General features: G+C 71.7%; 26 protein-coding genes. 24 read left to right on the top strand and 2 right to left on the bottom strand.

All coding sequences use genetic code 11. The features are described 5' to 3' along the window. Positions 1–59 precede the first annotated feature (59 nt). The 7 genes from ACQP09_RS32760 to ACQP09_RS32790 are packed head-to-tail and all read left to right on the top strand — an operon-like array spanning position 60 to position 6196. The gene (locus ACQP09_RS32760) at positions 60–1850 is read left to right on the top strand and encodes a nickel-dependent hydrogenase large subunit (protein WP_433406252.1); all 1791 of its coding nucleotides are present in this window, start codon (positions 60–62) and stop codon (positions 1848–1850) included. Between the two features lie 40 nt (positions 1851–1890). After that, positions 1891–2802 carry a NifU family protein gene (locus tag ACQP09_RS32765; protein WP_433406253.1) on the top strand — a complete coding sequence of 304 codons (912 nt, stop codon included), beginning with the start codon at positions 1891–1893 and terminating at the stop codon, positions 2800–2802. Then, positions 2799–3431, top strand: a complete 633-nt coding sequence (locus ACQP09_RS32770; RefSeq protein ID WP_433406254.1) for a DUF5947 family protein — start codon at positions 2799–2801, stop codon at positions 3429–3431. Before ACQP09_RS32765 ends, ACQP09_RS32770 begins: the two co-directional genes overlap by 4 nt. Further along, positions 3428–4087 (top strand): DUF6084 family protein, encoded by a 660-nt coding sequence (locus ACQP09_RS32775; RefSeq protein ID WP_433406257.1) that lies wholly within the window; start codon positions 3428–3430, stop codon positions 4085–4087. The genes ACQP09_RS32770 and ACQP09_RS32775 overlap by 4 nt, the downstream gene beginning before the upstream one ends. Before the next feature lies 1 nt (position 4088). Next, positions 4089–5519, top strand: a complete 1431-nt coding sequence (locus ACQP09_RS32780; protein WP_433406259.1) for a hypothetical protein — start codon at positions 4089–4091, stop codon at positions 5517–5519. Further along, positions 5516–6049: a hydrogenase maturation protease gene (locus ACQP09_RS32785; protein ID WP_433406261.1), complete on the top strand. Its 534-nt coding sequence runs from the start codon at positions 5516–5518 to the stop codon at positions 6047–6049. The genes ACQP09_RS32780 and ACQP09_RS32785 overlap by 4 nt, the downstream gene beginning before the upstream one ends. Before the next feature lie 42 nt (positions 6050–6091). After that, a complete protein-coding gene (locus ACQP09_RS32790; RefSeq protein ID WP_391069889.1) occupies positions 6092–6196 on the top strand; it encodes a DUF6893 family small protein in 105 nt (34 codons plus the stop codon). On the opposite strand, the gene ACQP09_RS32795 is transcribed toward ACQP09_RS32790, so the two are convergent. After that, positions 6172–6594, bottom strand: coding sequence for a helix-turn-helix transcriptional regulator (locus ACQP09_RS32795; RefSeq protein WP_433406263.1), 423 nt, complete (start codon positions 6592–6594; stop codon positions 6172–6174). The two genes, ACQP09_RS32790 and ACQP09_RS32795, sit on opposite strands and share 25 nt — an antisense overlap. Before the next feature lie 23 nt (positions 6595–6617). Here ACQP09_RS32795 and ACQP09_RS32800 point away from each other — a divergent pair, with 23 nt between their 5' ends. From ACQP09_RS32800 to ACQP09_RS32870, 15 genes are all read left to right on the top strand, one after another. Beyond that, entirely contained in the window at positions 6618–7031 is a 414-nt protein-coding gene (locus ACQP09_RS32800) for a hydrogenase maturation nickel metallochaperone HypA (RefSeq protein WP_433406266.1), read from the top strand. Beyond that, positions 7015–7782 carry a hydrogenase nickel incorporation protein HypB gene (hypB, locus tag ACQP09_RS32805; protein WP_433406268.1) on the top strand — a complete coding sequence of 256 codons (768 nt, stop codon included), beginning with the start codon at positions 7015–7017 and terminating at the stop codon, positions 7780–7782. Before ACQP09_RS32800 ends, hypB begins: the two co-directional genes overlap by 17 nt. Next, a complete protein-coding gene (gene hypF / locus ACQP09_RS32810; protein WP_433406270.1) occupies positions 7779–10133 on the top strand; it encodes a carbamoyltransferase HypF in 2355 nt (784 codons plus the stop codon). Before hypB ends, hypF begins: the two co-directional genes overlap by 4 nt. Positions 10134–10147: 14 nt before the next feature. Then, entirely contained in the window at positions 10148–10483 is a 336-nt protein-coding gene (locus ACQP09_RS32815; RefSeq protein WP_433406272.1) for a HypC/HybG/HupF family hydrogenase formation chaperone, read from the top strand. Beyond that, on the top strand, positions 10480–11643 hold the full coding sequence (hypD, locus tag ACQP09_RS32820; protein WP_433406275.1) for a hydrogenase formation protein HypD: 1164 nt from the start codon (positions 10480–10482) through the stop codon (positions 11641–11643). Before ACQP09_RS32815 ends, hypD begins: the two co-directional genes overlap by 4 nt. A gap of 73 nt (positions 11644–11716) precedes the next feature. Further along, the gene (hypE, locus tag ACQP09_RS32825; protein WP_433406840.1) at positions 11717–12706 is read left to right on the top strand and encodes a hydrogenase expression/formation protein HypE; all 990 of its coding nucleotides are present in this window, start codon (positions 11717–11719) and stop codon (positions 12704–12706) included. 112 nt (positions 12707–12818) lie between these two features. Next, the gene (locus tag ACQP09_RS32830) at positions 12819–13700 is read left to right on the top strand and encodes a siderophore-interacting protein (RefSeq protein ID WP_433406277.1); all 882 of its coding nucleotides are present in this window, start codon (positions 12819–12821) and stop codon (positions 13698–13700) included. Positions 13701–13824: 124 nt separating this feature from the next. After that, positions 13825–14043 carry an MbtH family protein gene (locus ACQP09_RS32835; RefSeq protein ID WP_433406280.1) on the top strand — a complete coding sequence of 73 codons (219 nt, stop codon included), beginning with the start codon at positions 13825–13827 and terminating at the stop codon, positions 14041–14043. Positions 14044–14255: 212 nt separating this feature from the next. Beyond that, positions 14256–15101, top strand: a complete 846-nt coding sequence (locus ACQP09_RS32840) for an alpha/beta fold hydrolase (RefSeq protein WP_433406282.1) — start codon at positions 14256–14258, stop codon at positions 15099–15101. Between the two features lie 199 nt (positions 15102–15300). Further along, a complete protein-coding gene (locus ACQP09_RS32845; RefSeq protein WP_433406284.1) occupies positions 15301–15855 on the top strand; it encodes an FABP family protein in 555 nt (184 codons plus the stop codon). Between the two features lie 86 nt (positions 15856–15941). Then, entirely contained in the window at positions 15942–16367 is a 426-nt protein-coding gene (locus ACQP09_RS32850; RefSeq protein WP_433406287.1) for a DUF4190 domain-containing protein, read from the top strand. A gap of 141 nt (positions 16368–16508) precedes the next feature. Next, positions 16509–16586 (top strand): 50S ribosomal protein bL37, encoded by a 78-nt coding sequence (locus tag ACQP09_RS32855; RefSeq protein ID WP_370454205.1) that lies wholly within the window; start codon positions 16509–16511, stop codon positions 16584–16586. Between the two features lie 138 nt (positions 16587–16724). Continuing rightward, a complete protein-coding gene (locus ACQP09_RS32860) occupies positions 16725–17879 on the top strand; it encodes an AI-2E family transporter (RefSeq protein ID WP_433406289.1) in 1155 nt (384 codons plus the stop codon). Positions 17880–18267: 388 nt separating this feature from the next. Beyond that, complete coding sequence (locus ACQP09_RS32865) at positions 18268–19182, top strand: AurF N-oxygenase family protein (RefSeq protein WP_432149555.1); 915 nt, start codon at positions 18268–18270, stop codon at positions 19180–19182. A gap of 56 nt (positions 19183–19238) precedes the next feature. Next, a complete protein-coding gene (locus tag ACQP09_RS32870) occupies positions 19239–20891 on the top strand; it encodes an FAD-dependent oxidoreductase (RefSeq protein ID WP_433406292.1) in 1653 nt (550 codons plus the stop codon). 199 nt (positions 20892–21090) lie between these two features. Here the strand turns inward: ACQP09_RS32870 and ACQP09_RS32875 are convergent, their stop codons facing one another. Next, entirely contained in the window at positions 21091–21534 is a 444-nt protein-coding gene (locus ACQP09_RS32875; RefSeq protein ID WP_432149557.1) for an SRPBCC family protein, read from the bottom strand. A 138-nt stretch (positions 21535–21672) separates the two neighbouring features. On the opposite strand from ACQP09_RS32875, the gene ACQP09_RS32880 reads away from it, so the two are divergent. Together ACQP09_RS32880 and ACQP09_RS32885 are read left to right on the top strand one after the other, a co-directional pair. Further along, positions 21673–21828, top strand: coding sequence for a DUF6131 family protein (locus ACQP09_RS32880; RefSeq protein WP_015613097.1), 156 nt, complete (start codon positions 21673–21675; stop codon positions 21826–21828). 150 nt (positions 21829–21978) lie between these two features. Next, positions 21979–23436 carry a WGR domain-containing protein gene (locus ACQP09_RS32885; protein WP_433406295.1) on the top strand — a complete coding sequence of 486 codons (1458 nt, stop codon included), beginning with the start codon at positions 21979–21981 and terminating at the stop codon, positions 23434–23436. The last annotated feature ends 41 nt before the right edge of the window (positions 23437–23477 follow it).

The following is a 23477-nucleotide window of genomic DNA, read 5'->3' on the forward strand; positions in this document are numbered from 1 at the left end:
CGGAGGGCCGCAGGGCCAGGACGGGCAGCTGGGCCTACAGAGAAGGGCGGCGCGGGACCATGGCGACTGCGACCGGCAAACACGCCGTCGACGCTGACGGCCTCATGGAGATGTCGTGGGACCCGATCACGCGCATCGTCGGCAGCCTCGGCATCCACACGAAGATCGACTTCGCCGCGAAGCGGGTCGCGGAGTGCTACAGCACCTCGTCCATCTTCCGCGGCTACAGCGTCTTCATGAAGGGCAAGGACCCGCGCGACGCCCACTTCATCACCAGCCGCATCTGCGGCATCTGCGGCGACAACCACGCCACCTGTTCCGTCTACGCGCAGAACATGGCGTACGGCGTGGCGCCCCCGCACCTCGGTGAGTGGATCATCAACCTCGGCGAGGCCGCCGAGTACATGTTCGACCACAACATCTTCCAGGAGAACCTGGTCGGGGTGGACTACTGCGAGCGCATGGTCGCCGAGACCAACCCCGGCGTCCTCGAACTCGCCGAGCGCACCGAGGCCCCGCACGCGGCCGACCACGGCTACCGCACCATCGCCGACATCATGCGCTCGCTCAACCCGCTGGAGGGCGAGTTCTACCGCGAGGCGCTCCAGGTCAGCCGCTACACCCGCGAGATGTTCTGCCTGATGGAGGGCCGCCATGTGCACCCCTCCACGCTCTACCCGGGCGGTGTCGGCACGGTCGCCACGATCCAGCTCTTCACCGACTACCTCACCCGCCTCACCCGCTACGTGGAGTTCATGAAGCGGGTCGTCCCGCTCCACGACGACCTCTTCGACTTCTTCTACGAGGCGCTGCCCGGCTACGAGGAGGTCGGCCGCCGGCGCATCCTGCTCGGCTGCTGGGGCGCGCTCAACGACCCCGAGTACTGCGACTTCACGTACGCCAACATGGCCGACTGGGGCCGCCGGATGTTCGTCACGCCCGGTGTGGTGGTCGACGGCGAGCTCGTCACCAACAGCCTCGTCGACATCAACCTCGGCATCCGCATCCTGCTCGGCTCTTCCTACTACGAGGACTGGGCGGGCCTGGGCAAGTTCGTGGAGCGCGACCCCCTCGGCAACGAGCTGGACGAACGCCACCCGTGGAACCAGCACACCATCCCGGCCCCGCAGAAGCGGGACTTCGACGACAAGTACAGCTGGGTCATGTCGCCGCGCTGGTTCGACGGCACCGACCACCTCGCCCTGGACACCGGCGGCGGCCCCATCGCCCGCCTCTGGTCCACGGCCCTGTCCGGACTCGTCGACATCGGCTACATCAAGGCCACCGGCCACAGCGTCCAGATCAACCTTCCCCGCACCATGACCAAGCCGGAGATGGCCCTGGAGTGGACGATCCCGCAGTGGTCCAACGCCATCGAACGCAACCGGGCCCGCACCTACTTCCAGGCGTACGCGGCCGCCGCCGCCCTCCACTTCGCCGAGCAGGCGATGGAGGAGGTCCGCGCCGGACGCACCCAGACCTGGGAGCAGTTCGACGTCCCCGACGAGTCGATCGGCTGCGGCTTCACCGAGGCCGTACGCGGCGTCCTCTCGCACCACATGGTCATCCGCGACGGGAAGATCGCCAACTACCACCCCTACCCGCCGACCCCGTGGAACGGCAGCGTCCGCGACAGCTACGGCACCCCCGGACCGTACGAGGACGCCGTCCAGAACACGCCGATCTTCGAGGAGAACCCGCCCGAGAACTTCAAGGGCATCGACATCATGCGGGCCGTCCGCAGCTTCGACCCGTGCCTGCCGTGCGGCGTCCACATGTACGTCGGCGGTGGCCGGACCGTCGAGGAGACCCATATGCCGACCGGGCTGAGCGGACTGGCGGGCGGCTGACCCCACCACAGGGGGCGCGTACTTCGGAAAGGGGCTCACGATGGCGGGAGCCGACCCCGGTGCACACATCGGTGAACTGCTGGACCGACTGGGCCGCGAGGCCGGGCCGCAGGCCCGCGAGACCGCCGGCGAACTCGTCCGCAGCGTCGTCGAGTTCTACGGTGAGGGCCTCGCCCGCACCGTACGGCTGCTGCGCGCCGCCCCGGCCGGATCCGACCCGCTCGCCGTGCTCACGGCCGACGAACTCGTCGGAGACCTGCTGATCCTGCACGACCTGCACCCCGAGGACACGATGACCCGGGTCGGCCGCGCACTCGACAAGGTCCGGCCCTACCTCGGCTCGCACGCCGGCGATGTGGAGGTCGCCGGACTGGACGCGGAGGCGGCCGAAGGGCCCGTCCTGCGGCTGAGGTTGCGCGGCAGCTGCGACGGCTGCCCGTCCTCCACCCGGACCGTGCGCTGGACCATCGAGGAGGCCGTGGCCCGCCTCGCGCCGGAGATCGCGCACATCGAGGTGGAGGGTGTCGTCGAGGAGCCCGCCGGTGGAGCGCCGCTGCTCCAGATCCAGCCCCGGCCGCCCGCCGACGCCCCGGGCTCACCGTCCCCGGCCGCGAGTCCGGCCGACCCGCCCCACTGGCACACCCTCGCCGCCCCGGCCCTTCCGGCCCACGACCACGCCACCCGCGTCGCCGACGTCGAAGGCAACGCGCTCCTCCTCGTCCGCCTCCCCGGCAACCTGTACGCCTACCGCGACCGCTGCCCCGGCTGCGGCGCCGACCTGCGCACCGCACCGCTGGACGGCGAGTTCCTCAGCTGCGCCGGGTGCGCCGCCCGGTTCGACGTACGGCACGCCGGGCGCGGGGAGCAGGCGCACCTGGAGCCCCTGCCACTCCTGGAGGAGGAAGGCGCCGTCCGGGTCGCGCTGCCGGAGCTGCTGGGGGCCGGGTCGTGAGCGCGGGCGTGCTGGCCCAGTTCACCCGGCGGCCGCCACCACCGGGAGAGCGGTGCGAGCTGTGCGGAGAGCCGCTGCCCGACGAGCACCGGCACCTCGTCGACACCACACGCCGCTCCCTCAAGTGCTCCTGCCCGCCCTGCCACCTGCTCTTCACCCGGCCCGGCGCGGGGCAGGGCCGCTTCCGGGCCGTCCCCGACCGCTACCTCACCGACCCCGCCTTCACCCTGGACGGCGACGGCTGGAACCGGCTCCAGATCCCGGTCGGCCTCGCCTTCTTCTTCCGCAACTCCGCACTCGACCGGTTCGCCGCCTTCTACCCGAGCCCCGCCGGAGCGACCGAGAGCGAACTCGACCCGGCCACCTGGGACGCGGTCATCGGCCGCACCCGCCTCGCCGGGCTGCTCGAAGACGACGTGGAGGCGCTGCTGCTGCACGCCGAGCGCGGAAAGCCCGCCACCTGCACCCTCGTACCGATCGACGTCTGCTACGAACTCGTCGGCCGGATGCGGCTCCACTGGAAGGGGTTCGACGGCGGAGCCGAGGCCCGTGCGGACCTCGCGGAGTTCTTCGGACGCGTCGAGAGCCGCGCACGGCCCCTGCCGGCCGGGGAGGGGAGCGTTCCGTGACCGACCTCGACCTCCGGTGCACCGGCGTACGGCCCGAGCCCTTCGGCGCGAGCCCGACGCTCCTGTTCGACCTGCGCATCGAGGAGCTGGACCACCAGCCCGTCCACGCGGTCGCCCTGCGCTGCCAGATCCGTATCGAGCCCGCCCAGCGCACCTACGAACCGGACGAGGTCGACATGCTGGGCGACCTGTTCGGCGAGCCGAGCCGGTGGAGCAGCACCCTCAAACCGCTCCAGTTCGCCCACGCCTCCATCACCGTGCCCGCCTTCACCGGCACCACCCACGTCGACCTCCCGGTGCCCTGCACGTACGACACCGAGGTCGCCTCCGCGTCCTACTTCCGGGCCCTCGCACGCGGCGAGATACCGCTGCTGCTGCTCTTCTCCGGCACGGTCTTCACCGGCCGCAACGGCTTCCGCGCCGAGCCGATCCCGTGGCACAGGGAGGCGTCCTGCCTGATGCCGGTGGACGTCTGGCGGGAGCTGATCGAGTCCTACTTCCCGAACACCGGCTGGCTGCGGCTGCGCAAGGACTGCCTGGAGTCGCTGCGCCGCTACCGCTCGGAGCGCGCCCTGCCGTCCTGGGAGCAGGTCTTCGACGAGCTGATGACCGCCGCCGAGGCGACGTCGGCGTCAGAGGCGAAGGGGGGCGAGTGAGATGGCGAACCCGGACCTGCTGCTCGCGCCCGGCACCCTCGACGACGCCCTCGACCAGGCCCGTACGGTCGCCGACGCCGTCCTCTTCGAGGGGTACGTCCTCTACCCGTACCGCGCCTCGTCCGCGAAGAACCGGATGCGCTGGCAGTTCGGCGTGCTGGTGCCGCCGGCCAGCACGGCACAGGGCGGTGAGTACGCGGAGCAGCGCACCGACATCCTCCTCGAACCCCGCACCGCCGACCGGCTCCACGCCGAACTGCGCTTCCTCCACGTACGGCGGCGGACCGTCGAGCGCCTGGATGAGGACGGCACGTACACCGAGGTGCCCGAACTGGAGCTGCCCGACCGGGTCCTGGTCCCGTGGGACGAGGGCCACGAGGAGCGCGTCCGGCTCCACGCGCCGCTGGCCGAACTGACCGGCGAGCAGGCCCACACCCGTACCGTTACCTTCGATCTGCCGCCCGCCGTCGAGCACGAACCCGTACGGGACGAGGCGGGCCGGACGCTGGGACGGCTCGTACGGCGACGGGCGCGACTGACCGGCGAGATCCGGCCGTACGTGGAGCAGCTGGCCGGCCCTTACCGGGTCTCGCGCCTCACCGTCACCGTCCACAACACCACCGAGGCTCCGGCCGGCGACCGGACGGCGGCCCTCCCGCACAGCATGGTCGGCGCCCACCTGCTGCTCGCCGTCGAAGGCGGCAGGTTCCTCTCGATGACGGACCCGCCCGAGTGGGCCGGCCCGGCGGTGGCCGAGCTGCGGAACGAGCGGACCTGGCCGGTGCTGGTCGGTCCGGCGGACCGTGAGGACCTCGTCCTCTCCTCGCCGATCATCCTGGAGGACCATCCCGTCCTCGCCGACGAGAGCCCCGGCCCGCTGTACGACGCCACCGAGATCGACGAGATCCTCTCGCTGCGCACCGCCGCCCTCACCGAGCGCGAGAAGCGCGAGGCGCGCGGTACCGACGACCGGGCCTCCGAGGTCATCGACCTGGTGGACTCCATGCCGGACGCGGTACGGGAGCGGCTGCACGGAGCGATCCGAGGGCTGCGGGAGGTCACGGATCCCGCCGGTCCGCCTGCCGCGGGCCTCGCCCTCCCCGAAGGCCCCGGGCACCCGTGGTGGGACCCGCAGCAGGATCCCGAAGCGGCCGACGCGCCCACCACCATCCCCATCGACGGTGAGGCCGTGGGCCAGGGCTCCCGGGTCCTCCTCACCCCGGGAGCCCGCCGCACCGACGCCCAGGACACGTTCCTGCGCGGCTGCCGGGCCACCGTCGAAGCCGTCGTCGCGGACCTGGACGGGGAGCTGCACCTCGCGGTCGTCCTGGACGACGACCCGGGCACCGACATCCGCCGCCAGCAGGGCCGCTTCCTCTACTTCAAGCCGGACGAGGTGGCGCCGCTGGGGGAGGGGGAGGAGGAGCCATGAGCGGTACGGAGACACCTGGGCGCACACTCGTCGCGGGCGTCGGCAACATCTTCCTCCAGGACGACGGCTTCGGGGTGGAGACGGTCCGCCGGCTCGGCGCCCTCGACCCGTCCCGCCTGCCGCCCGGCACCGAGCTGATGGACGCCGGAATCCGCGGGGTGCACCTCGCGTACCGGCTGCTTGAGGGGTACCGCACGCTCGTCCTGGTCGACCTGGTGAGCCGCGGTGGCCCACCCGGCACGCTGTACACGATCGACGTCGGGCCCCGGCCCCCGGAGACCGGTCACCGGCCCGGCCCGCTCGACACCCACGCGATGGATCCCGCCACCGTGCTCGGCCTGCTGCACGACCTGCACGCGGGCGCCGGCGGCACGCTCCCCGACGAGGTGTACGTCGTCGGCTGCGAGCCGCAGGGCACGGAGGACGGCATCGGACTCAGCCCGCCGGTCGCGGAGGCGGTGGATCCGGCGGTGGACCTGGTGCTCGGCCTGCTGTCACGCCGCCCGGCCCCCGTACCGCAGAAGAACTGACAGATGAGAAGAAGTCGCAGATCACGACGTTGGAGGCACAGGATGCACTGGATGTGGATCGGCGTCGCCGCAGGCCTCGCGGCCGTCTACGGCGTCGTCAGGAACCTGCCCGATGCCCGCCGCTACCTGCGCATGCGCCGCATGTAGTCCCCATGCGAGTGCGGAGAGGGTCCGGAGGGGTGGTGCGGAGGCTCGTCCCCGCCGCCGACGTCGTCCAGCTGCACATAGCGTTCGAGAAAGAGATGGAGGGTGCTGTGGAGTTCTCCCAGCCGGACGAACCAGAGCGCCAGGTTCATGGCGCCCTGCGGGGTGATCGCGTACACCCGGCGCGCGGGTCCGGAGGCGGAGGCGCACCACTGCGAGGTGACCTCGCCGCACTTCTCCATGGACCGCAGCAGCCGGTAGACGTGGGCCGACTCGGCCTCCTCCCAGCCGAACGCGCCCAGGCGCTGCACCAGCTCGTAACCGTGGCCCCGGCGTTCCGCCAGGAGCAGGAGCAGGACCGGGGTGAGCAGCGCTCGCCGTTCGACCTCGTGACCAGGCATGGTCCTTTCAGGGTAGCGAGGCGGTGAGCGCCGTGCATGAGCTGTCCATCGCGACGGCCGTCGTCGACCAGGTCGAGAGCGCGCTGCGGGAACGCGGCGCACAGCGCGTCCCGGTACGGTCGCTGACCCTGCGGGTCGGTGAGCTGTCCGGTGTGGTGCCCGAGGCGCTGGACTTCTCCTTCGGCGTGGCCGCCGAGGGCACCTCGCTGGCGGACGCCCGGCTGCTGATCGAGACTGTTGAGGGAAGGGCCCGCTGCGAGAGCTGCGGCCGGGACACCGCGACCGGGATGCCGCCGGACCTGTGGTGCACCGCCTGCGAGCAGGCGATGAGCCTGACCGGCGGGCGCGAACTGGAGATCGCGCGGGTCGTCCTGGAGGACCTGGAGACCCGGCAGGGGGACGACGTACCGGAGGCGAGCCATGTGCCGCACCGTTGATCTGCACCAGGCCGTGCTGGCGAAGAACGACACCAACGCGGTGGAGCTGCGCCGCACCCTGGACGATCGCGGCACCACGGCCGTCAACCTCATGTCCAGCCCCGGCAGCGGCAAGACCGCCCTCCTGGAGGCGCTGCTGACCCGGGCCGTCGCCGCCGGAACCCCGGCCGCCGCCGTCACCGCCGATCTGGCCACCGAGAACGACGCGACGCGCCTGGCCCGCTCGGGAGCTCCCGTACAGCAGATCCTCACCGACGGCCTCTGCCACCTGGAGGCGGGCATGCTCGGGGCCAAGCTGGAGGGGTGGCTGCCGGAGGGGACCCGGCTGCTCTTCGTGGAGAACGTCGGCAACCTCGTCTGCCCGGCCTCCTACGACCTCGGCGAGACCGTGCGGATCGCGCTCGCCTCGGTGACCGAAGGCGAGGACAAGCCGGTGAAGTATCCGGCCGCCTTCGGGCTCGCGCACCTGGTCGTGGTGACCAAGACGGATCTCGCGGAGGCGGTGGAGTTCCGCCGGGACGCCTTCCTGAGCGGCGTCCAGCAGGTCAACCCGGGCGTGCCCGTCATCGAGACCTCGGCCAGGACCGGCGAAGGCGTCGACGACCTCCTCGCCCATGTCCTGCGGGCGGCGGACGGCCTGGAGACGCATACGCCGGTGCTGGCGCGGCAGCACGAGAAACACCTGCACCACCACGACACTCCGCCCGCTTCCGCCGAGCACTCCCACGCACCCGCCGGAACCCCGCGATGACCTCCGGGACTCCGCGGGACCGGGTCCGCCGCCACCTCACGGTGCGCGGCGCGGTCCAAGGCGTCGGCTTCCGCCCGTTCGTCTACACGCTGGCCGAGGAGTACGGCCTCACCGGCTGGGTCACCAACGACGCCGACGGCGTGCGTACGGAGGTCGAGGGCCCGGCGGTAGCGGTCGACGCCTTCACCGACGCCATCGGGACCCGGGCGCCGCCGCTCGCCGTCGTCGCCTCGGTCGAGCCGCACCCCGTCCCCGTCCTCAACGACGGCTCCGGCTTCACCATCCGCCCCTCCGCCTCCTCCGGCACCGGCCGCACCCTGATCCCGCCGGACACCGCGACCTGCGACGCCTGCCTCGCCGAACTCGCGGACCCGGCCGACCGGCGCCACCGCCACCCGTTCATCACCTGCACCCACTGCGGCCCCCGCTTCACCGTCGTCACCGGCCTGCCCTACGACCGGCCCCGCACCACCATGGCCGGGTTCCCGATGTGCCCCGACTGCGCCCGTGAGTACGCCGACCCCGCCGACCGCCGCTTCCACGCCCAGCCGATCGCCTGCCCGGCCTGCGGTCCCCGTCTCACCTTGAGCCTGGGTCCGGACGACCCGGAAGCGCTCCACGACGGCGACGCGCTCGCGGAGGCCCGGCGGCTGCTGGCGGCGGGCGCGGTCGTCGCGGTGAAGGGGATCGGCGGCTACCACCTGGCCTGCGACGCCGGTGACCCCACCGCCGTACGCACGCTGCGCAAGCGCAAGAACCGCGGCGGCAAGCCCTTCGCCGTCCTCGCGGACTCGCTGGAGACCGTCCAGCGCCTCGCCCACGTGGACGACGCCGAACGCGCGCTCCTCACCGGCCCCCGTAAACCGGTCGTGCTGCTGCGGCGCCGTACCTCGTCCGCGGGCGTGGCTTCAGGTGTCGCGCCCGGCAGCCCGGACCTGGGCGTGATGCTCCCGTACACGCCGCTGCACCGTCTCCTCCTCGGCCTGCCCGGTGATCCGCCGGGGCCGCCCGTCCTCGTCATGACCAGCGGAAACCGGTCCGGTGAGCCGATCGTGACCGACGACGCCGACGCCCTGGCCCGGCTGGAGGGACTGGCCGACGCCTGGCTCCGGCACGACCGGCCCATCCACGTGCCGTGCGACGACTCGGTGGTCCGGATCTGTGCCGGGGCCGAGCTGCCGGTCCGCCGCTCGCGCGGGTACGCACCCCTGCCGCTCGCCCTGCCGCTGCCCGTGCTCCCGGCGCTCGCGGTCGGCGGCGATCTGAAGAACACCTTCTGCGCCGCCGACGACCGCTACGCCTGGCTCTCCGCCCACGTCGGCGACATGGACGACCTCGCCACCCTCACCGCCTTCGCCAAGGCCACCGAACACCTCACCGACCTCACCACCGTCACCCCGCGCCTCCTCGTCGCCGACCGCCACCCCGGCTACCGCTCCACCCGGTGGGCCCGCCGCACCGCCGAGGCGCGCGGCCTCCCGCTCCGCCAGGTCCAGCACCACCACGCCCATGTCGCCTCCACCATGGCCGAGCACGGGCTCGACGGCACCGCCCCCGTCATCGGCATCGCCTTCGACGGCACGGGGTACGGCGACGACGGGGCGGTCTGGGGCGGCGAGGTCCTCATCGCGGACTACGACGGCTTCCAGCGGTTCGCCCACCTCCGTTACGTACCGCTGCCCGGCGGAGACGCGGCCGTCCGCAACCCGTACCGGATGGCGCTCTCCCACCTGCGCGCCGCCGGACTGCCGTGGTCGGACGGGCTGCCGTGTACCGCCATCGCCCCGCCCGGCGAACGGCGGCTCCTGGAGCGGCAGTTGGAGCGCGGGCTGAACTGCGTCCCCACCTCCAGCATGGGCCGCCTCTTCGACGCGGTCTCCTCGCTCGCGGGCGTCTGCCACCGGGTGGAGTACGAGGCCGAGGCGGCCATGCGGCTGGAGAACGCGGCGCTGGAGTCGCCGGACGATGTCGGCGACGACGGGCGCGAGCGGGCGTACGGGTTCATCCTGAAAGCCGGGCCGGAGACCGCTCTGGTCGCCGACCCGTCGCCGGTCCTGGCCGCCGCCGCGGCGGACGTCCTGGCCGGTGTGCCGGCTCCGGCCGTGGCCCGTCGCTTCCACCGGGCGGTGACCGGCCTCGTCCGTGACGTGTGCGCGGCGGCCCGGCGGCGCACGGGCATCGCCACCGTCGCCCTGACCGGAGGAGTCTTCTGCAACGCCCTGCTGACGGAGGGCTGTTCGGCCGGCCTGGAGGAGGACGGCTTCACCGTACTGAGACACCGCAAGGTGCCCCCCAATGACGGCGGGCTCGCGCTCGGACAGCTGATGGTCGCCGCCCGGACGAAGGAGTGAGGGAGGAGAGCGCCATGTGTCTGGCCGTACCCGGCCGAGTGCTGGAGATCGAGGAACGCGACGCCACCCGGATGGCCAAGGTCGACTTCGGCGGTGTCGTCAAGGACGTCTGCCTGGAGTACGTCCCCGACATGCAGGTGGGGGACTACGCCATCGTCCACGTCGGATTCGCCCTGCAACGGCTCGACGAGGAGTCGGCGCGCCAGACCCTGGAACTCTTCGAGAACCTCGGTGTCCTGGAGGAGGAGTTCGGCGACCACTGGGGCAAGGCGGCCAAGGACGCGGGCGCCCAGCGCCCGGCCGGAACCGAGCTCCCGGCTGAGAGCCCGAAGAAGGAGGCGCGGTCATGAAGTACCTGGATGAATTCAGCGATCCTGTCCTCGCCAAGCGGCTCTTCGACGACATCCGGGCGCTCACCACCCAGCCCTGGTCGCTCATGGAGGTCTGCGGCGGACAGACGCACTCGATCATCCGCCACGGCATCGACCAGCTGCTCCCGGACGAGATCCGGCTGATCCACGGCCCCGGCTGTCCGGTCTGCGTGACCCCGCTGGAGATCATCGACAAGGCCCTGGAGATCGCCTCCCGCCCCGACGTGATCTTCTGCTCGTTCGGTGACATGCTCCGCGTCCCGGGCAGCGGCCGCGACCTGTTCCAGGTCAAGAGCGAAGGCGCCGACGTACGGGTGGTCTACTCACCGCTGGACGCCCTGCGCATCGCCCAGGAGAATCCGGAGAAGCAGGTCGTCTTCTTCGGCATCGGCTTCGAGACCACCGCCCCGCCCAACGCGATGACGGTCTGCCAGGCCAAGAAGCTCGCCATCCCCAACTTCAGCCTGCTGGTGTCCCACGTACGGGTGCCTCCGGCGATCGACGCGATCATGAACTCGCCGGACTGCCAGGTACAGGCGTTCCTCGCCGCCGGACACGTCTGCACGGTCATGGGCACCAAGGAGTACCCGGACCTCGCCGCACAGCACGAGGTCCCCATCGTGGTCACCGGCTTCGAGCCCCTGGACATCCTCGAAGGCATCCGGCGTGCGGTACGGCAGTTGGAGGCGGGCGAGCACACCGTCGAGAACGCCTACCCGCGCGCCGTCAACGAACAGGGCAGCCCCGCCGCGCAGGCGATGCTGGCCGACGTCTTCGAGGTCACCGACCGCTCCTGGCGCGGCATCGGGATGATCCCGCAGAGCGGCTGGCGGTTGTCGCCGAAGTACCGGGAGTACGACGCCGAGCACCGGTTCTCCGTCACCGGCATCGAGACCGAGGAGTCCACGGTCTGCCGCAGCGGCGAAGTCCTCCAGGGCCTCATCAAGCCGCACGAGTGCGCCGCCTTCGGCAAGGAGTGCACCCCGCGCAACCCGCTGGGCGCCACGATGGTCTCCAGCGAGGGCGCGTGCGCGGCGTACTACCTGTACCGGCGGCTGGAAGCCCCGAAGAAGGAAGCCCCCGCCGCGAACACCCCGACGCCGAGCACCCCGGCGAAGGAGGCGAGTTCCGTTGGCTGACATCGCCCCCGCCACCGCCGACTTCTCCGGCTGGACCTGTCCCGCCCCGCTCCGCGACCACGAACGCATCGTCATGGGCCACGGCGGTGGCGGAACCCTCTCCGCCGAACTGGTGGAACACCTCTTCGCCCCCGCCTTCGGCAGCGACGTACTCGCCGAACTCGGTGACTCCGCGCACCTGACCATGGGCGGCGCCAGGCTCGCCTTCTCCACCGACTCCTTCGTCGTCCGGCCGCTGTTCTTCCCCGGAGGCTCCATCGGCGACCTCGCGGTCAACGGGACGGTCAACGATCTCGCCATGGCCGGGGCCGTCCCCGGCTACCTCTCCTGCGGCTTCATCCTGGAGGAGGGCGTCGAACTCTCCGTCGTCGGCCGGGTCGCGCAGGCGCTCGGCGATGCCGCCCGCACCGCCGGGGTGACCGTCGCGACCGGCGACACCAAGGTCGTCGACGCCGGACACGGCGACGGGATCTTCATCAACACCGCCGGGATCGGGCTGGTTCCCGACGGCGTCGACATCCGCCCGCAGCGGGCCGCTCCCGGGGACGCGGTGCTGGTCAGCGGCCCGATCGGCGTCCACGGCGTGGCCATCATGAGCGTGCGCGAGGGCCTGGAATTCGGCGTCGAGATCCAGAGCGACACCGCATCGCTGGCCGGCCTGGTGGCCGACATGCTCGCCGTCTGCCAGGACCTCCACGTCCTGCGCGACCCCACCCGCGGCGGCCTGGCCACCTCGCTCAACGAGATCGCCGGGGCGGCGGGCATCGGCATCACCCTCGACGAGCGGTCCCTCCCCGTCCCCGACACCGTCGCCAACGCCTGCTCCTTCCTCGGCCTCGATCCCTTGTACGTCGCCAACGAGGGCAAGCTCGTCGCCTTCGTACCGCCCGACCACGCCGACGCCGTCCTGGAGGCGATGCGTGCCCACCCGCTCGGCAAGGAGTCGGTACGGATCGGCACCTGCGTCGAGGAGCATCCCGGCATGGTCGTGGCCGCCACCGGCCTCGGCGGGACCCGGGTGGTGGACATGCCGCTCGGTGAGCAACTGCCGCGCATCTGCTGAAATCGGCGGCTCAGGGCGGGGCCGTGCGCCCGAGGTGGTATCGAACAACCCTCCGTAGAAGGTTAGGCTGGCCTAAGTCGATCCGGAAACGCCGTACGAAGGGGCCATGTCCATGACGATCCACCGAGCCGTCGTCGCCCGAGTCCAGCCGCTCACCGCGACGATGACCCGCGTCACGCTCCATGGCGAAGGGCTCGCCGCCTTCGAGTCCACCGGCGTCGGCGACGAGTACATACGCCTCTTCTTCCCGCACGGCCCCGACCGCTCGGACGTCTCCCTGCCCATCACCACGGAGAAGGGCTGGGAGACCCCCGAGGGCCGGCCCGTCGCCCCGATGCGTACGTACACCGTGCGGGCCGTGCGCCCGGAGAACCGGGAGATCGACGTCGACTTCGTGCTGCACGACCACGGCGTCGCCTCGACCTGGGTGGCCGGCGCGCAGCCCGGGGACGTGCTCGGCGTGAACGACCCGACCGGCCTCTACGGCCCGCCGGACGACCTCGCCTGGCAGGTGCTGATCGCCGACCAGACCGGCCTGCCCGCCGTGGCGCGCCTCCTGGAGAACACCCCGGCCGAGGTCGCCACCCGGGTGATCGTCGAACTGCCCGGCCCGGAGGCCGTCCAGCCGCTGCCCGGCACCAAGGTCACCTGGACCTACGGCGGCAACGGCCACGAGGCCAGCCGGCTGGCCGAGCTGGTGAGCGCCGCGATCCCGCCCGGCACGGACATGGCCGGCGGCTACGTCTGGGTCGCGGGCGAGACCAACGCGCTGCGTACCGTACGCCGTTACCTCCGCAAGGAGCTGGGGCTGCCCGCCAGCCGGTTCAAGGTCGTCGGCTACTGGATCCCGAACGCCGACAGCTGGAACGAGCGGTACGAGGCCCTGCCCGAGGCCGTCCGCGCCGAGCTGGTGGCCCTCTGGGACGACCCGGTCGTCGAGGAGGAGGACCTCACCATCCGGTACGAGGCGCGCCTCAGCGACCTGGGCCTGTGACGGCCGCGTCGGGAGCTTAAGGAGTCAACGCGGCGCAAGGTGGGTAGGGTCGCCACCGTCGTGGTAAAGAAAGCCTTGCCTAAGGTCAAGTCCTGCGAGCAGGGCCTGAGTTCACGGAGGATCGGTGACCAACCCGTTCGAGGATGAGAACGGCACCTACCTGGTGCTCGTCAACGACGAGGGGCAGCACTCCCTGTGGCCCTCCTTCGTCGAGGTGCCCGCCGGCTGGACCGTGGTCCACCCGGAGGACACCCGCCAGGCCTGCCTCGACTACGTGGAGCGGAACTGGACCGACCTGCGGCCCAGGAGCCTCATGGAGAGCGCGGCGGCCGACACGCCCTGAGGGTCTCCTGAGCGGCCTGTCCCGCGGCCTCGACCGCGGGCACGCCCTTCCCTGGTTCGTGGTCCGGCAGCTGCCGGGTGACGGCCGTCGCCTCAGGCCGTCAGCCCCGGGGTCGCACAGGAGTCCGTCGGAAGTAGGGACGCCTAAGCTGTCGTCACCGGGTGAACTCCCGGGCGCCGAACACCCCGAGAGCAGCGAGGTCCGATCCGGCCATGCCTTCCGTACCCCTCAACGGCATCGACCTGGTGTACGACGACACGGGCGGCGGCGGAGAGCCCGTCGTGCTCGTCAACGGCACCGCGGCGAGCCGCACCACCTGGCGTGCCCACCAGACCTCCGCCCTCGTCGGCGCGGGCTACCGGGTGATCGCGCCGGACAACCGGGGCCTCCCGCCGAACGTGTCACCGCCCGGCGGCATCACGCTGGAGGCCATGGCCGCCGATGTGGCCGCCCTGATCGACCACCTCTCGCTGGCTCCCTGCCGGATCGTCGGCTTCTCCATGGGCGCCGCCGTGGTCGGCGAACTCCTCCTGGCCCGGCCCGAACTCGCCTCCAGGGCCGTACTGATGGCCGGACGGGCGCGTCCCGACACCTTCGGCTCCGCGCTCAACGAGGCCCGTCGCGACCTGTACGACAGCGGGGCCCGCCTCCCCGCCTCGCACCGCGCCGTCTTCTCGGCCCTGTGCTACCTCTCGCCGCACACGCTGCGCGATCCGCGCGCGGCGCGCGACTGGCTCGACATCTTCACGTACGTGCCGGGGGAGAACGGACCGGGTGTCCGCGCGCAGTACGACGTCATGGGCGACACCGACCGGCTGCCCCGGTTCGCCGCGATCGGCGTCCCGCTCCTCTGCATCGGCTTCGCCGACGACGTCATGATCCCGCCGACGGCCTCCCGGGAGATCGCCGAAGCCGTTCCGGGCGCCCGCTACACCGAGATCGCACGGGCCGGCCACTTCGGCCATCTGGAACGTCCGGCGGAGGTCAACGCCGCACTGCTCGACTTCTTCGCGGAGCCGCCGGGCCGGTCCGCCGAGCGCGCTCACCGCACCGGATGAGCATGCTCGTCATCCGGGCCGGCGTCATTGCCCACCGGGAAGCCGCCGTCCGACGGCTGCCGCGCACGATCCGCCTGGACGTTCCAGCGCCTTGCGACGCACCGCACCGGACGCCGCGGCCTGTCCGGCCCTGACCCGACGGACACGCCCTAGGCTGCTGCCCGGCAGCAGAACCGGCAGCGACGTCAGGAGCACACCCATGTCCGACCCCGCCCCGCTCCACCCGTACCCCGACGCCTTCCGGCCGGACGGGACACCGGCACCGCACGCACTCCTCGCGCCGGTGCTCGGGCTCCTGGGCACCTGGGCAGGGCGCGGGCAGGGCGGATATCCGACGCTCGACGGCGAGTTCGCCTATGCGCAGGAGGTCACCTTCAGCCACGACGGACGCCCTTTCCTCCACTACGCGTCGCGCGCCTGGCTGCTCGACGCGGACGGGCGTCCGCTGCGGCCCTCGGCCCGCGAGAGCGGCTGGTGGCGGCTCCAGCCGGAAGGGCGGGTCGAGGCGCTGATCACCCAGCCCACCGGCGTCGCGGAGATCGCCGTCGGCCGGGCCGCCGACGGCACCGTCGACCTCGCCACCCATGAAGTGGCCCTCGCCCCGACCGCCAAGCAGGTCGACGCCACCCGCCGCCGCTACACCCTCACCGGCGCGGACACGCTCACCTTCGTCCACGACCTCGCGGCGGTCGGACAGCCGCTGCAGCACCACCTGGCGGCCGAGTTCCGAAGGCGTGGCCAAGGGGAGCGCTGAGCCTTCCGGACAAAGATCTGATTTGCATATCGAAGGTCTTCTAGGGCATATGGACAGGACAACTTTTGGTAAGGAGTTCGTATCCGATGTCCATGCCCAGTTACCCTCAGCAGCCGAACGCGGACCAAGGGCAGTACGGCGCCCAGTACGGCGCTCCGGAGCCTGCGCGGAGCAACGGTTTCGCGGTCACCGCTCTCGTCCTCGGTCTGCTCGCCTGCCTGTTCTTCTGGACCATCGCCGGCGGACTCCTTCTCGGCCTGCTCGCCCTGGTGTTCGGCATCCTCGGGACGCTCCGGGCCCGGCAGGGCCGGGCCCCGCGCAAGGGCATGGCGATCGCCGGTACCGTCCTCGGCGCACTCGGGCTGATCGGCTCGGTCATCGTCCTCATCTTCGCGGTGAACGTCGCCAACTCCGATTCCTTCAAGAACCTTGAGGACTGCCTGCAGAACGCCGGCAGCCAGGCCGAAGAGGACCGCTGCGCCGAGGACTTCGGCGAGGGCCTGTTCAAGTAGACCCCGAACGGCGGGACGGCGGTTTGCGACCGCGCCCCGAGTTTGTGACGGTAGGGGTGGGGAGCGGTCTTCCTCACCACCGGGCCCGTTGGTCCGGCGGATCATGTGTGCCCAACCGAGCAGAGGGAAGAGGAGGGTTCGATGTCCTCGAAGCGACGTCGTAAGAAGAAGGCCCGCCGCAAGAACGGCGCCAACCACGGCAAGCGCCCGCAGAGCTGAGCCGGTCCGGGGGCCCGAGGGGCAGCACCGCGCGGTGCTGCCCCTCGGACCTGTTCCGGGCGGCTGCCATGGGGGTCTGCCCGGTCCGGCGTCCCCGCGTATGCGGGAGAGCGGCCGATCCACTCGTAAGGTGACCCCATGTCTGCCACGTTGAGCTCCGAAAAGACCGCGGCCGCGCTCCGCAGATCGGCACGCGTCTCGGTCGAACTGCTGCTGGTCCTGTTGATGGCCGCCGTCGCCCTGTGGCTTCTGGGCCGGACGTGGTCGGTGGTGTGGCCCCTCATAGTGGGTCTGCTCCTCACCACCCTGACCTGGCCGTTCGCCCGCTTCCTGCGCAACCGCGGCTGGCGGCCCGCACCGGCCGCGGCGCTGGTGACCGTGCTGTTCCTGCTCGTCGGCAGCGGCGTCATCGCGCTCATCGCGGTGCCGGTGGCCTCGCAGTCCGGCGAGCTCGCAGACGGTGTCGTCGAAGGCATCGGCAAGCTCCGCGAGTGGGCCGCCGGACCGCCGCTGAACATCAGCGACGCCCAGATCACAGGCGCCTTCGACGCAGCCGTCGACCGCATCGAGAACAGCGCGGGCAGCGTCGTCAACACCGCGGTCACCGGCGTCAGCACCGTCTTCAGCGGCCTGATCACCGCCGTCCTCGCGCTCTTCCTGATGTTCTTCTTCCTCAAGGACGGTCCGCGCTTCCTGCCGTGGCTCTCCCGCCAGCTGCCCGGCCGCCTCGCCACCGACGTCCCGGCCGTCGCCGGGCGCTGCTGGGACACGCTCGGCTCGTTCGTGCGGTCCCAGGCCTTCGTGGGCCTGCTCGACGCCGTCTTCATCGGCATCGGCCTGTGGATCCTGGACGTGCCGCTGGTGCTCCCGCTGGCGGTGCTGACGTTCGTCTCCGCGTTCGTGCCGATCGTCGGCGCGGTCTTCGCCGGCTTCGTCGCGGTGCTGATCGCGCTGGTCTCCAACGGTCTGACCGACGCGCTGATCGTGCTGGCGATCATCATCGCCGTGCAGCAGCTGGAGGGCAACGTCTTCCAGCCCATGATCCAGAGCCGTGGACTCGGCCTGCACGCCGCGGTGGTCCTGCTGGCGGTGACGCTCGGCGGCAGCCTGGCCGGCGTCGTGGGCAGCCTGCTCGCGGTCCCGGCGGCCGCGCTGATCGCCGTGGTCTGGAACTACGTGCGCGAGCAGCTCAGCGACCCGGGGGAGGGGCCGGAGCAACAGGACCGGGCACCGGAACCCGAGCCGGCCCCCGGCCCGGAGGGGCCCGACGCCGACGCCCCTGTCCCGGCGTGACAGCGTACGGCCGGGAGTGACAGCGTACGGCCGCGAGTGACCGCGTACGCCCGGGAGTGACCGCGTAACGGCCCTCCCCGCCCCGGCCCTTGGCCCCTTCGTACCGTCCGGACCCTGCCGGCCCGCCTCAGCTCCACCGAGGCGGGCCGGTTCCGTGTCGGCCGTTCACCCCTTGCCGTACGCCGCATCGTGGAGAGCTCGTACAGATTCCCCGCACGGGTCTAGGCTCGCGCTCCCCTCTTGCTATACCTTGCGTCTAATAAGCTTGCTAGACGCCACGTCTAACAAGCGGGCGTCGCTCGGCGGCCATCGATCTCATCGGGCGGGAACGCGATGGGAGGCGGGGCGGGCGGCGCCGGGCCGATCTCTCGAGTCAAGGAGCCGCACCATGTCCAGCAGCACCGTCCGGCCGGAGGACCAGGACCGGCTCGCCGAGCAGGACGTCGCCCGACGCCTGCTCGACTCGTCCGCCAAACTCAGTTACGACCCGGCCACCCAGGTCGACTGGGAGACCCCGCTCGACCCGGACCACCACGGCGCGAGCCCCGAGTGGTCCACGCTCTACGGCACCGCGTACTGGGCCGAGTTGACCGACGCCCAGCGCAAGGCGCTCACCCGCCAGGAAGCGGCCTCCGTCGCCAGCACCGGCATCTGGTTCGAGATGATCCTCCAGCAGATGGTGCTCCGCGACATGTACGCCAAGGACCCGACGGACCCCCGGTTCCAGTGGGCGCTCACCGAGGTCGCCGACGAGTGCCGCCACTCGATCATGTTCGCCCGGGGCGCCGCGAAGCTGGGCGCACCGGCCTACCGGCCGCGCCGGCCCGTGGTGGAGCTGGGACGCGCCTTCAAGACCCTGGCGTTCGGCGAGGCGGCCTACGCGGCGATACTCGTGGCCGAGGAAGTCCTCGACGTGATGCAGCGCGACTGGATGCGGGACGAGCGGGTCGCGCCCTTCGTCCGCACCATCAACAACATCCATGTCGTCGAGGAGTCACGGCACATGAAGTTCGCCCGCGACGAGACCCGCAAACGGCTGCGGAACGCGGGCGCGGTACGGCGTCAGCTCAACGCGATCGTGGTGGCGATCGCCTCGTACTACATCGTCACCAGCATGGTGAACCGGGACGTCTACGCCAACGCCGGACTCGACTCCGCGCGGGCCCGCGCCGAGGCCAAGGTGAACGAGCACCACAAGTCGCTGATGCGGTCCAGCTGTTCGGGGCTGATGGAGTTCCTGGCCTCGGCCCGGCTGCTGACGAAGCCGGCGCTCTTCTTCTACAAGCGCGCCTCGCTGATCTGACCCCGGCCGCAGGGCCTCGGCCGATCCGCTCCCTCACCACGACCCGAGACGACGAGATGACCTACGCCATCACCCAGACCTGCTGCTCCGACGCCACCTGCGTCGCCGTCTGCCCCGTCAACTGCATCCATCCGACCCCCGAGGAGCGGGCGTTCGGGTCCACGGAGATGCTGTACGTCGACCCGGAGACGTGCATCGACTGCGGAGCCTGCGCGGACGCCTGCCCGGTCGACGCGATCTTCCCGGTGGACAGCCTGTTCGGGGCGCAGAAGGAGTACGCCGCCATCAACGCGGCCTACTTCACGGACAAGAAGCCCGAACCCGCCCCCGACGGGCCGAACTTCCACGTCTGGGGCGAGCCGACCTTCGAGCGCAGCCTGCCAGCCGACTTCGCCCCGATCCGGGTGGCGGTCGTCGGCACCGGGCCGGCCGGCATGTACGCCGCCGAGGACCTGCTCCTGCACACCAACGCCGAGGTGACCCTGGTCGACCGGCTGCCGGTGGCCGGCGGCCTCGTCCGCTACGGCGTGGCGCCCGACCACCCGGCGACGAAGAGGGTCGGCGAGACCTTCGCCCGGTTCCACTCACACCCCCGCGTACGGATGCACCTGGGCGTCGAGGTCGGCAAGGACATCACGGCCCAGGAACTGGCCGCCCACCATGACGCGGTGATCTACGCGGTCGGCGCCTCCACCGACCGCCGGCTCTCCATCCCCGGGGAGGACCTGCCCGGCTCCGCCTCGGCCACCTCGTTCGTCTCCTGGTACAACGCCCACCCGGAGGTGGCGCCGGAGTCCGTACGCCTGAGCGCGGACCGGGTGGTCGTCGTCGGCAACGGCAACGTGGCCCTCGATGTGGCGCGCATCCTCGTCACGGACCCGGAGACGCTGGCCGCCACCGACATCGCCGACCACGCGCTCGCGGCGCTGCGGGCGTCCGAGGTGCGGGAGGTGGTCCTGCTGGGGCGGCGCGGACCCGAGGACGCCGCGTGCACCGCATCCGAGCTGCTGGCCCTCAACCATCTGCCGGGCGTCGACCTGGTCGTCGACGACCACGACCCGAGGATCGGCGGAGCGATCGACGGAGCGGCGCCGGGCGGGAAGGCGGCTCTGCTGCGGGACGTGGAGCGCCGGGCGGTGGACTGGTCGAGGCCGCCGGCGCCGGGCCGGCGCATCGTCTTCCGCTTCCACTCCGCCCCGGTGGCGGCGCTCGGGGAGGAGGCCGTCACGGCGGTGCGCGTGACGGCGGGCCCGGGTGAGCAGGACATCCCGGCCGGCCTCCTGCTGCGGGCGGTCGGCTACCGCGGCGTGGCCGTACCGGGACTGCCCTTCGACGAGGCGTCCGGGACCGTACCGCACGAAGGCGGCCGGGTGAGCGGTATGGCCGGGACGTACGTCGTCGGCTGGATCAAGCGCGGCCCTTCGGGCGGTATCGGCGCCAACCGCACCTGTGCGGCCGAGACCGTCGGAACGCTCCTAGCCGACGCCGTGGCGGGCTCGCTGCCCGCCCCGGCGCACCCGTCCACAGCCTTCCGCCGCCTCGCCCGCAGCCGTGGCCGGGACGTCGTGGACGCCCGGGGGCTGGCCGCCATCGACCGGGCGGAGACGGCCCGGGGCCGCGAGCACGGCCGCCCGCGCGTGAAGCTCGGCACGGTTCCCGCGCTGGTCGCGGCGGCGAAGGGGCGCCGCCGCTGGAAGACGGCCGGCTGACCGGCCCTCATGACAGAGCCGAGGCCCCACCGGTCGGTGAACCGGTGGGGCCTCGGCGGTTCGTGCAGACAGGAGGGGAGCGCCTGCATGAACTCGGGTCGGAGGGTCTCGTACCCGCTGAGCGCCGGATTGCACCTGGAAGTCTCTGTGGGGCGCGGCACAGTGGCCCGGCGCCCGGAGCCGGGGTGCGGGAAGCGGTTCAGCGGCTTTCGGGATGCCCGCCGGACGCCGTCAGCTCGGCCAGCTTCTGGAATTCGCCGAGATCGTAGTTGGCGAGCACGGAATCGAGATTGGTGAGAGCGCCGATGTGTTCCACGAATCCCTGGGGGTCGTATTCGATCTGGAGCGCGACCCGGCTGGAGTGGTCGTCGAGCCGGTGGAACGTGACGACCCCGGCGTGGTGGACGCCTTCGGTGGTCTTCCAGGCGATGCGGTCCTCCGTCACGACCTCCGTCAGCTCCGCGACGAACCCCTTGTCGGCCCCGGGCAGCGAGAGCTGCCAGGCGAATCGCCGCTCGTCCAGGGGGTCGACCCGCTGGACATGGCTCAGGAACCTCGGCCACTGGGTGACATCGCTCCACAGCGCCCAGGTGACGGCGACCGGAGCCTTGATGTCGACGGTCTCGACGATGGAGGAGGACATGCGCGACCACCTTGCTTTCCCTCGGGTACGGCTTGCGCTGTCTGCTACCCGCATCCTGAGGGTCCACGCGAAGCCGACCGACGGAAATCCTTTATGAGGCGCATACTCGAAGGTAGTCGGCATTGTTTGGAGGGCTCCATGATTGTCCTCGGTGTCATTCTGCTGGTGATCGGTCTGATCGCCGGAATTTCCATCCTCTGGACCATCGGCATCATTCTCGTGGCCATCGGTCTGGTGCTCTGGGTCCTGGGCGCGACGGGCCGCGCTGTGGGCGGAAGGCGTCACTACTGGTAGCCCGCCGGGGGAGGAGTCCGCACCCTCGCATGATCGCCGCCGCCGCTCCCCTGAGGAGGGGCGGCGGCGCGTTGTCAGTGCCACCTCCTACGGTGTGAGCAGTGAGACCCGCCGGAACGGCCGCGGGTCCGCCCTGGGGAGGGGTCTGCCATGCCTGCCGCGTCCACCGTGCCGACGACGACGTATCTGGAGCTGTCACAGGAAGGCGCCGGTGCGCACAAGTTCTACGAGGTGACCGTCGACGGCCTCGTGGTGACGGTGCGCTACGGCCGGATCGGCGCGGGTGGCCAGACCCAGACGTCGACGTTCGCCACGGTCGCCAAGGCGCAGGCCGCGGCCGCGAAGAAGGTCGGGGAGAAGGTCCGCAAGGGATACGCCCCGGCCGTCCAGGGACAGCGTGCGCCCCGGGCCGTGACCCGCCGCCAGGTGACCTCGGCCCCCTCCACCGCGCGCGCCGTGGCTCCCGTGCTCTGGCGCTTCCGTACGGGCTCCTCGGCGTTCGGCATCCACGTGGACGACGAGCAGTGCTGGGTCGGCAACCAGGCCGGCGATGTCTACACCCTGGACCACGACGGCGGCGCCCTAGCCCGCTTCAGCCTCCCGGACGGCGTGAAGTGCCTGGTCGCCGACGACTTCTGGATCTACGCGGGCTGCGACGACGGCCGGGTCTACGACCTCTCCTCCAAGCTGCCGTTCGCGGCGTACGACATCGCGGCGGACGTCGACATCTTCTGGCTCGACATCCACGAGGGCCTGCTGAACGTCTCCGACCGCGACGGCCGGCTGACCGTCATCGACCACGAGGACGAGCACCAGTGGGCCCGCCGCAGCCAGGGCGAGCACGCCTGGATGGTCCGGGCCGACGACCGGGCCGTCTACCACGGCCACCACCGCGGCGTCACCGCCTACGCCCCGGACGGCGGCGGGGAGCTGTGGCACACGCCGACCCGTGGCGGTGTGCTCTTCGGCTGGCAGGAGGACGACGCGGTCTACGCCGGGACGGCACACCGGGCGGTCCAGCGGCTGGCGAAGGCGACCGGCGCGATCGAGGCCACGTACGCCTGTGACAGCGCGGTCTACTCGTGCGCCACCTCGCCCGGCGGGCGGTTCGTCTTCGCGGGCGACGCCTCGTCCTCCGTGTACTGCTTCGACCAGGACGGCACACGCCTGTGGAAGCTGGGAACGGGCGGCGGCTCGGCGCTCTCCATGCAGTACCGCGAGGGGCGGCTGTATCTGGTGACGACCGACGGTTCGCTGGTCTGCGTGGACGCGGGCGAGACCGCCATCTCCGCCGCCCAGCAGGGCTCGGTGCCGGCGCCCCGCGATGTGAAGCTGGCCGCCGCGCTGCCGACGTACGCGCCCGCCACCGCCGCCGCCGCGGTCACCACCGTGACCCACGCGCCCGCCGGATCGGTCGTCGTGGAGTGCGTCCAGGACACCGGCGGCCGCCTCCGGGTCCACGTGGTGTCCGGTGGCTACGACACCTCCTGGAACGTCCAGTTCCCGCGCGCGATACGGCAGCCCGGCGCGCGGTACGTCGTGGACGCCCTGCACCCGGCGGCCGGCGGCTTCTACCGGGTCCGGGGTGACATCCGACGGCTGCAGTGAGCGAGGCCGGACGGTGGGCCGGGCCGCTGGGCCCACCGTCC

Source organism: Streptomyces sp. CA-146814 (assembly GCF_050942385.1).
Classification (GTDB): Bacteria; Actinomycetota; Actinomycetes; order Streptomycetales; family Streptomycetaceae; genus Streptomyces.

What these genes read in the sequence shown, in the direction of transcription:
- ACQP09_RS32760 (WP_433406252.1), top strand. Translation starts at nt 60, where the DNA reads ATGGCGACTGCGACCGGCAAACACGCCGTCGACGCTGACGGCCTCATG.
- ACQP09_RS32765 (WP_433406253.1), top strand. Translation starts at nt 1,891, where the DNA reads ATGGCGGGAGCCGACCCCGGTGCACACATCGGTGAACTGCTGGACCGA.
- ACQP09_RS32780 (WP_433406259.1), top strand. Translation starts at nt 4,089, where the DNA reads ATGGCGAACCCGGACCTGCTGCTCGCGCCCGGCACCCTCGACGACGCC.
- ACQP09_RS32785 (WP_433406261.1), top strand. Translation starts at nt 5,516, where the DNA reads ATGAGCGGTACGGAGACACCTGGGCGCACACTCGTCGCGGGCGTCGGC.
- ACQP09_RS32790 (WP_391069889.1), top strand. Translation starts at nt 6,092, where the DNA reads ATGCACTGGATGTGGATCGGCGTCGCCGCAGGCCTCGCGGCCGTCTAC.
- ACQP09_RS32795 (WP_433406263.1), bottom strand. Translation starts at nt 6,594, where the DNA reads ATGCCTGGTCACGAGGTCGAACGGCGAGCGCTGCTCACCCCGGTCCTG.
- hypB (WP_433406268.1), top strand. Translation starts at nt 7,015, where the DNA reads ATGTGCCGCACCGTTGATCTGCACCAGGCCGTGCTGGCGAAGAACGAC.
- hypF (WP_433406270.1), top strand. Translation starts at nt 7,779, where the DNA reads ATGACCTCCGGGACTCCGCGGGACCGGGTCCGCCGCCACCTCACGGTG.
- ACQP09_RS32815 (WP_433406272.1), top strand. Translation starts at nt 10,148, where the DNA reads ATGTGTCTGGCCGTACCCGGCCGAGTGCTGGAGATCGAGGAACGCGAC.
- hypD (WP_433406275.1), top strand. Translation starts at nt 10,480, where the DNA reads ATGAAGTACCTGGATGAATTCAGCGATCCTGTCCTCGCCAAGCGGCTC.
- hypE (WP_433406840.1), top strand. Translation starts at nt 11,717, where the DNA reads ATGGGCCACGGCGGTGGCGGAACCCTCTCCGCCGAACTGGTGGAACAC.
- ACQP09_RS32830 (WP_433406277.1), top strand. Translation starts at nt 12,819, where the DNA reads ATGACGATCCACCGAGCCGTCGTCGCCCGAGTCCAGCCGCTCACCGCG.
- ACQP09_RS32840 (WP_433406282.1), top strand. Translation starts at nt 14,256, where the DNA reads ATGCCTTCCGTACCCCTCAACGGCATCGACCTGGTGTACGACGACACG.
- ACQP09_RS32845 (WP_433406284.1), top strand. Translation starts at nt 15,301, where the DNA reads ATGTCCGACCCCGCCCCGCTCCACCCGTACCCCGACGCCTTCCGGCCG.
- ACQP09_RS32850 (WP_433406287.1), top strand. Translation starts at nt 15,942, where the DNA reads ATGTCCATGCCCAGTTACCCTCAGCAGCCGAACGCGGACCAAGGGCAG.
- ACQP09_RS32855 (WP_370454205.1), top strand. Translation starts at nt 16,509, where the DNA reads ATGTCCTCGAAGCGACGTCGTAAGAAGAAGGCCCGCCGCAAGAACGGC.
- ACQP09_RS32860 (WP_433406289.1), top strand. Translation starts at nt 16,725, where the DNA reads ATGTCTGCCACGTTGAGCTCCGAAAAGACCGCGGCCGCGCTCCGCAGA.
- ACQP09_RS32865 (WP_432149555.1), top strand. Translation starts at nt 18,268, where the DNA reads ATGTCCAGCAGCACCGTCCGGCCGGAGGACCAGGACCGGCTCGCCGAG.
- ACQP09_RS32870 (WP_433406292.1), top strand. Translation starts at nt 19,239, where the DNA reads ATGACCTACGCCATCACCCAGACCTGCTGCTCCGACGCCACCTGCGTC.
- ACQP09_RS32875 (WP_432149557.1), bottom strand. Translation starts at nt 21,534, where the DNA reads ATGTCCTCCTCCATCGTCGAGACCGTCGACATCAAGGCTCCGGTCGCC.
- ACQP09_RS32880 (WP_015613097.1), top strand. Translation starts at nt 21,673, where the DNA reads ATGATTGTCCTCGGTGTCATTCTGCTGGTGATCGGTCTGATCGCCGGA.
- ACQP09_RS32885 (WP_433406295.1), top strand. Translation starts at nt 21,979, where the DNA reads ATGCCTGCCGCGTCCACCGTGCCGACGACGACGTATCTGGAGCTGTCA.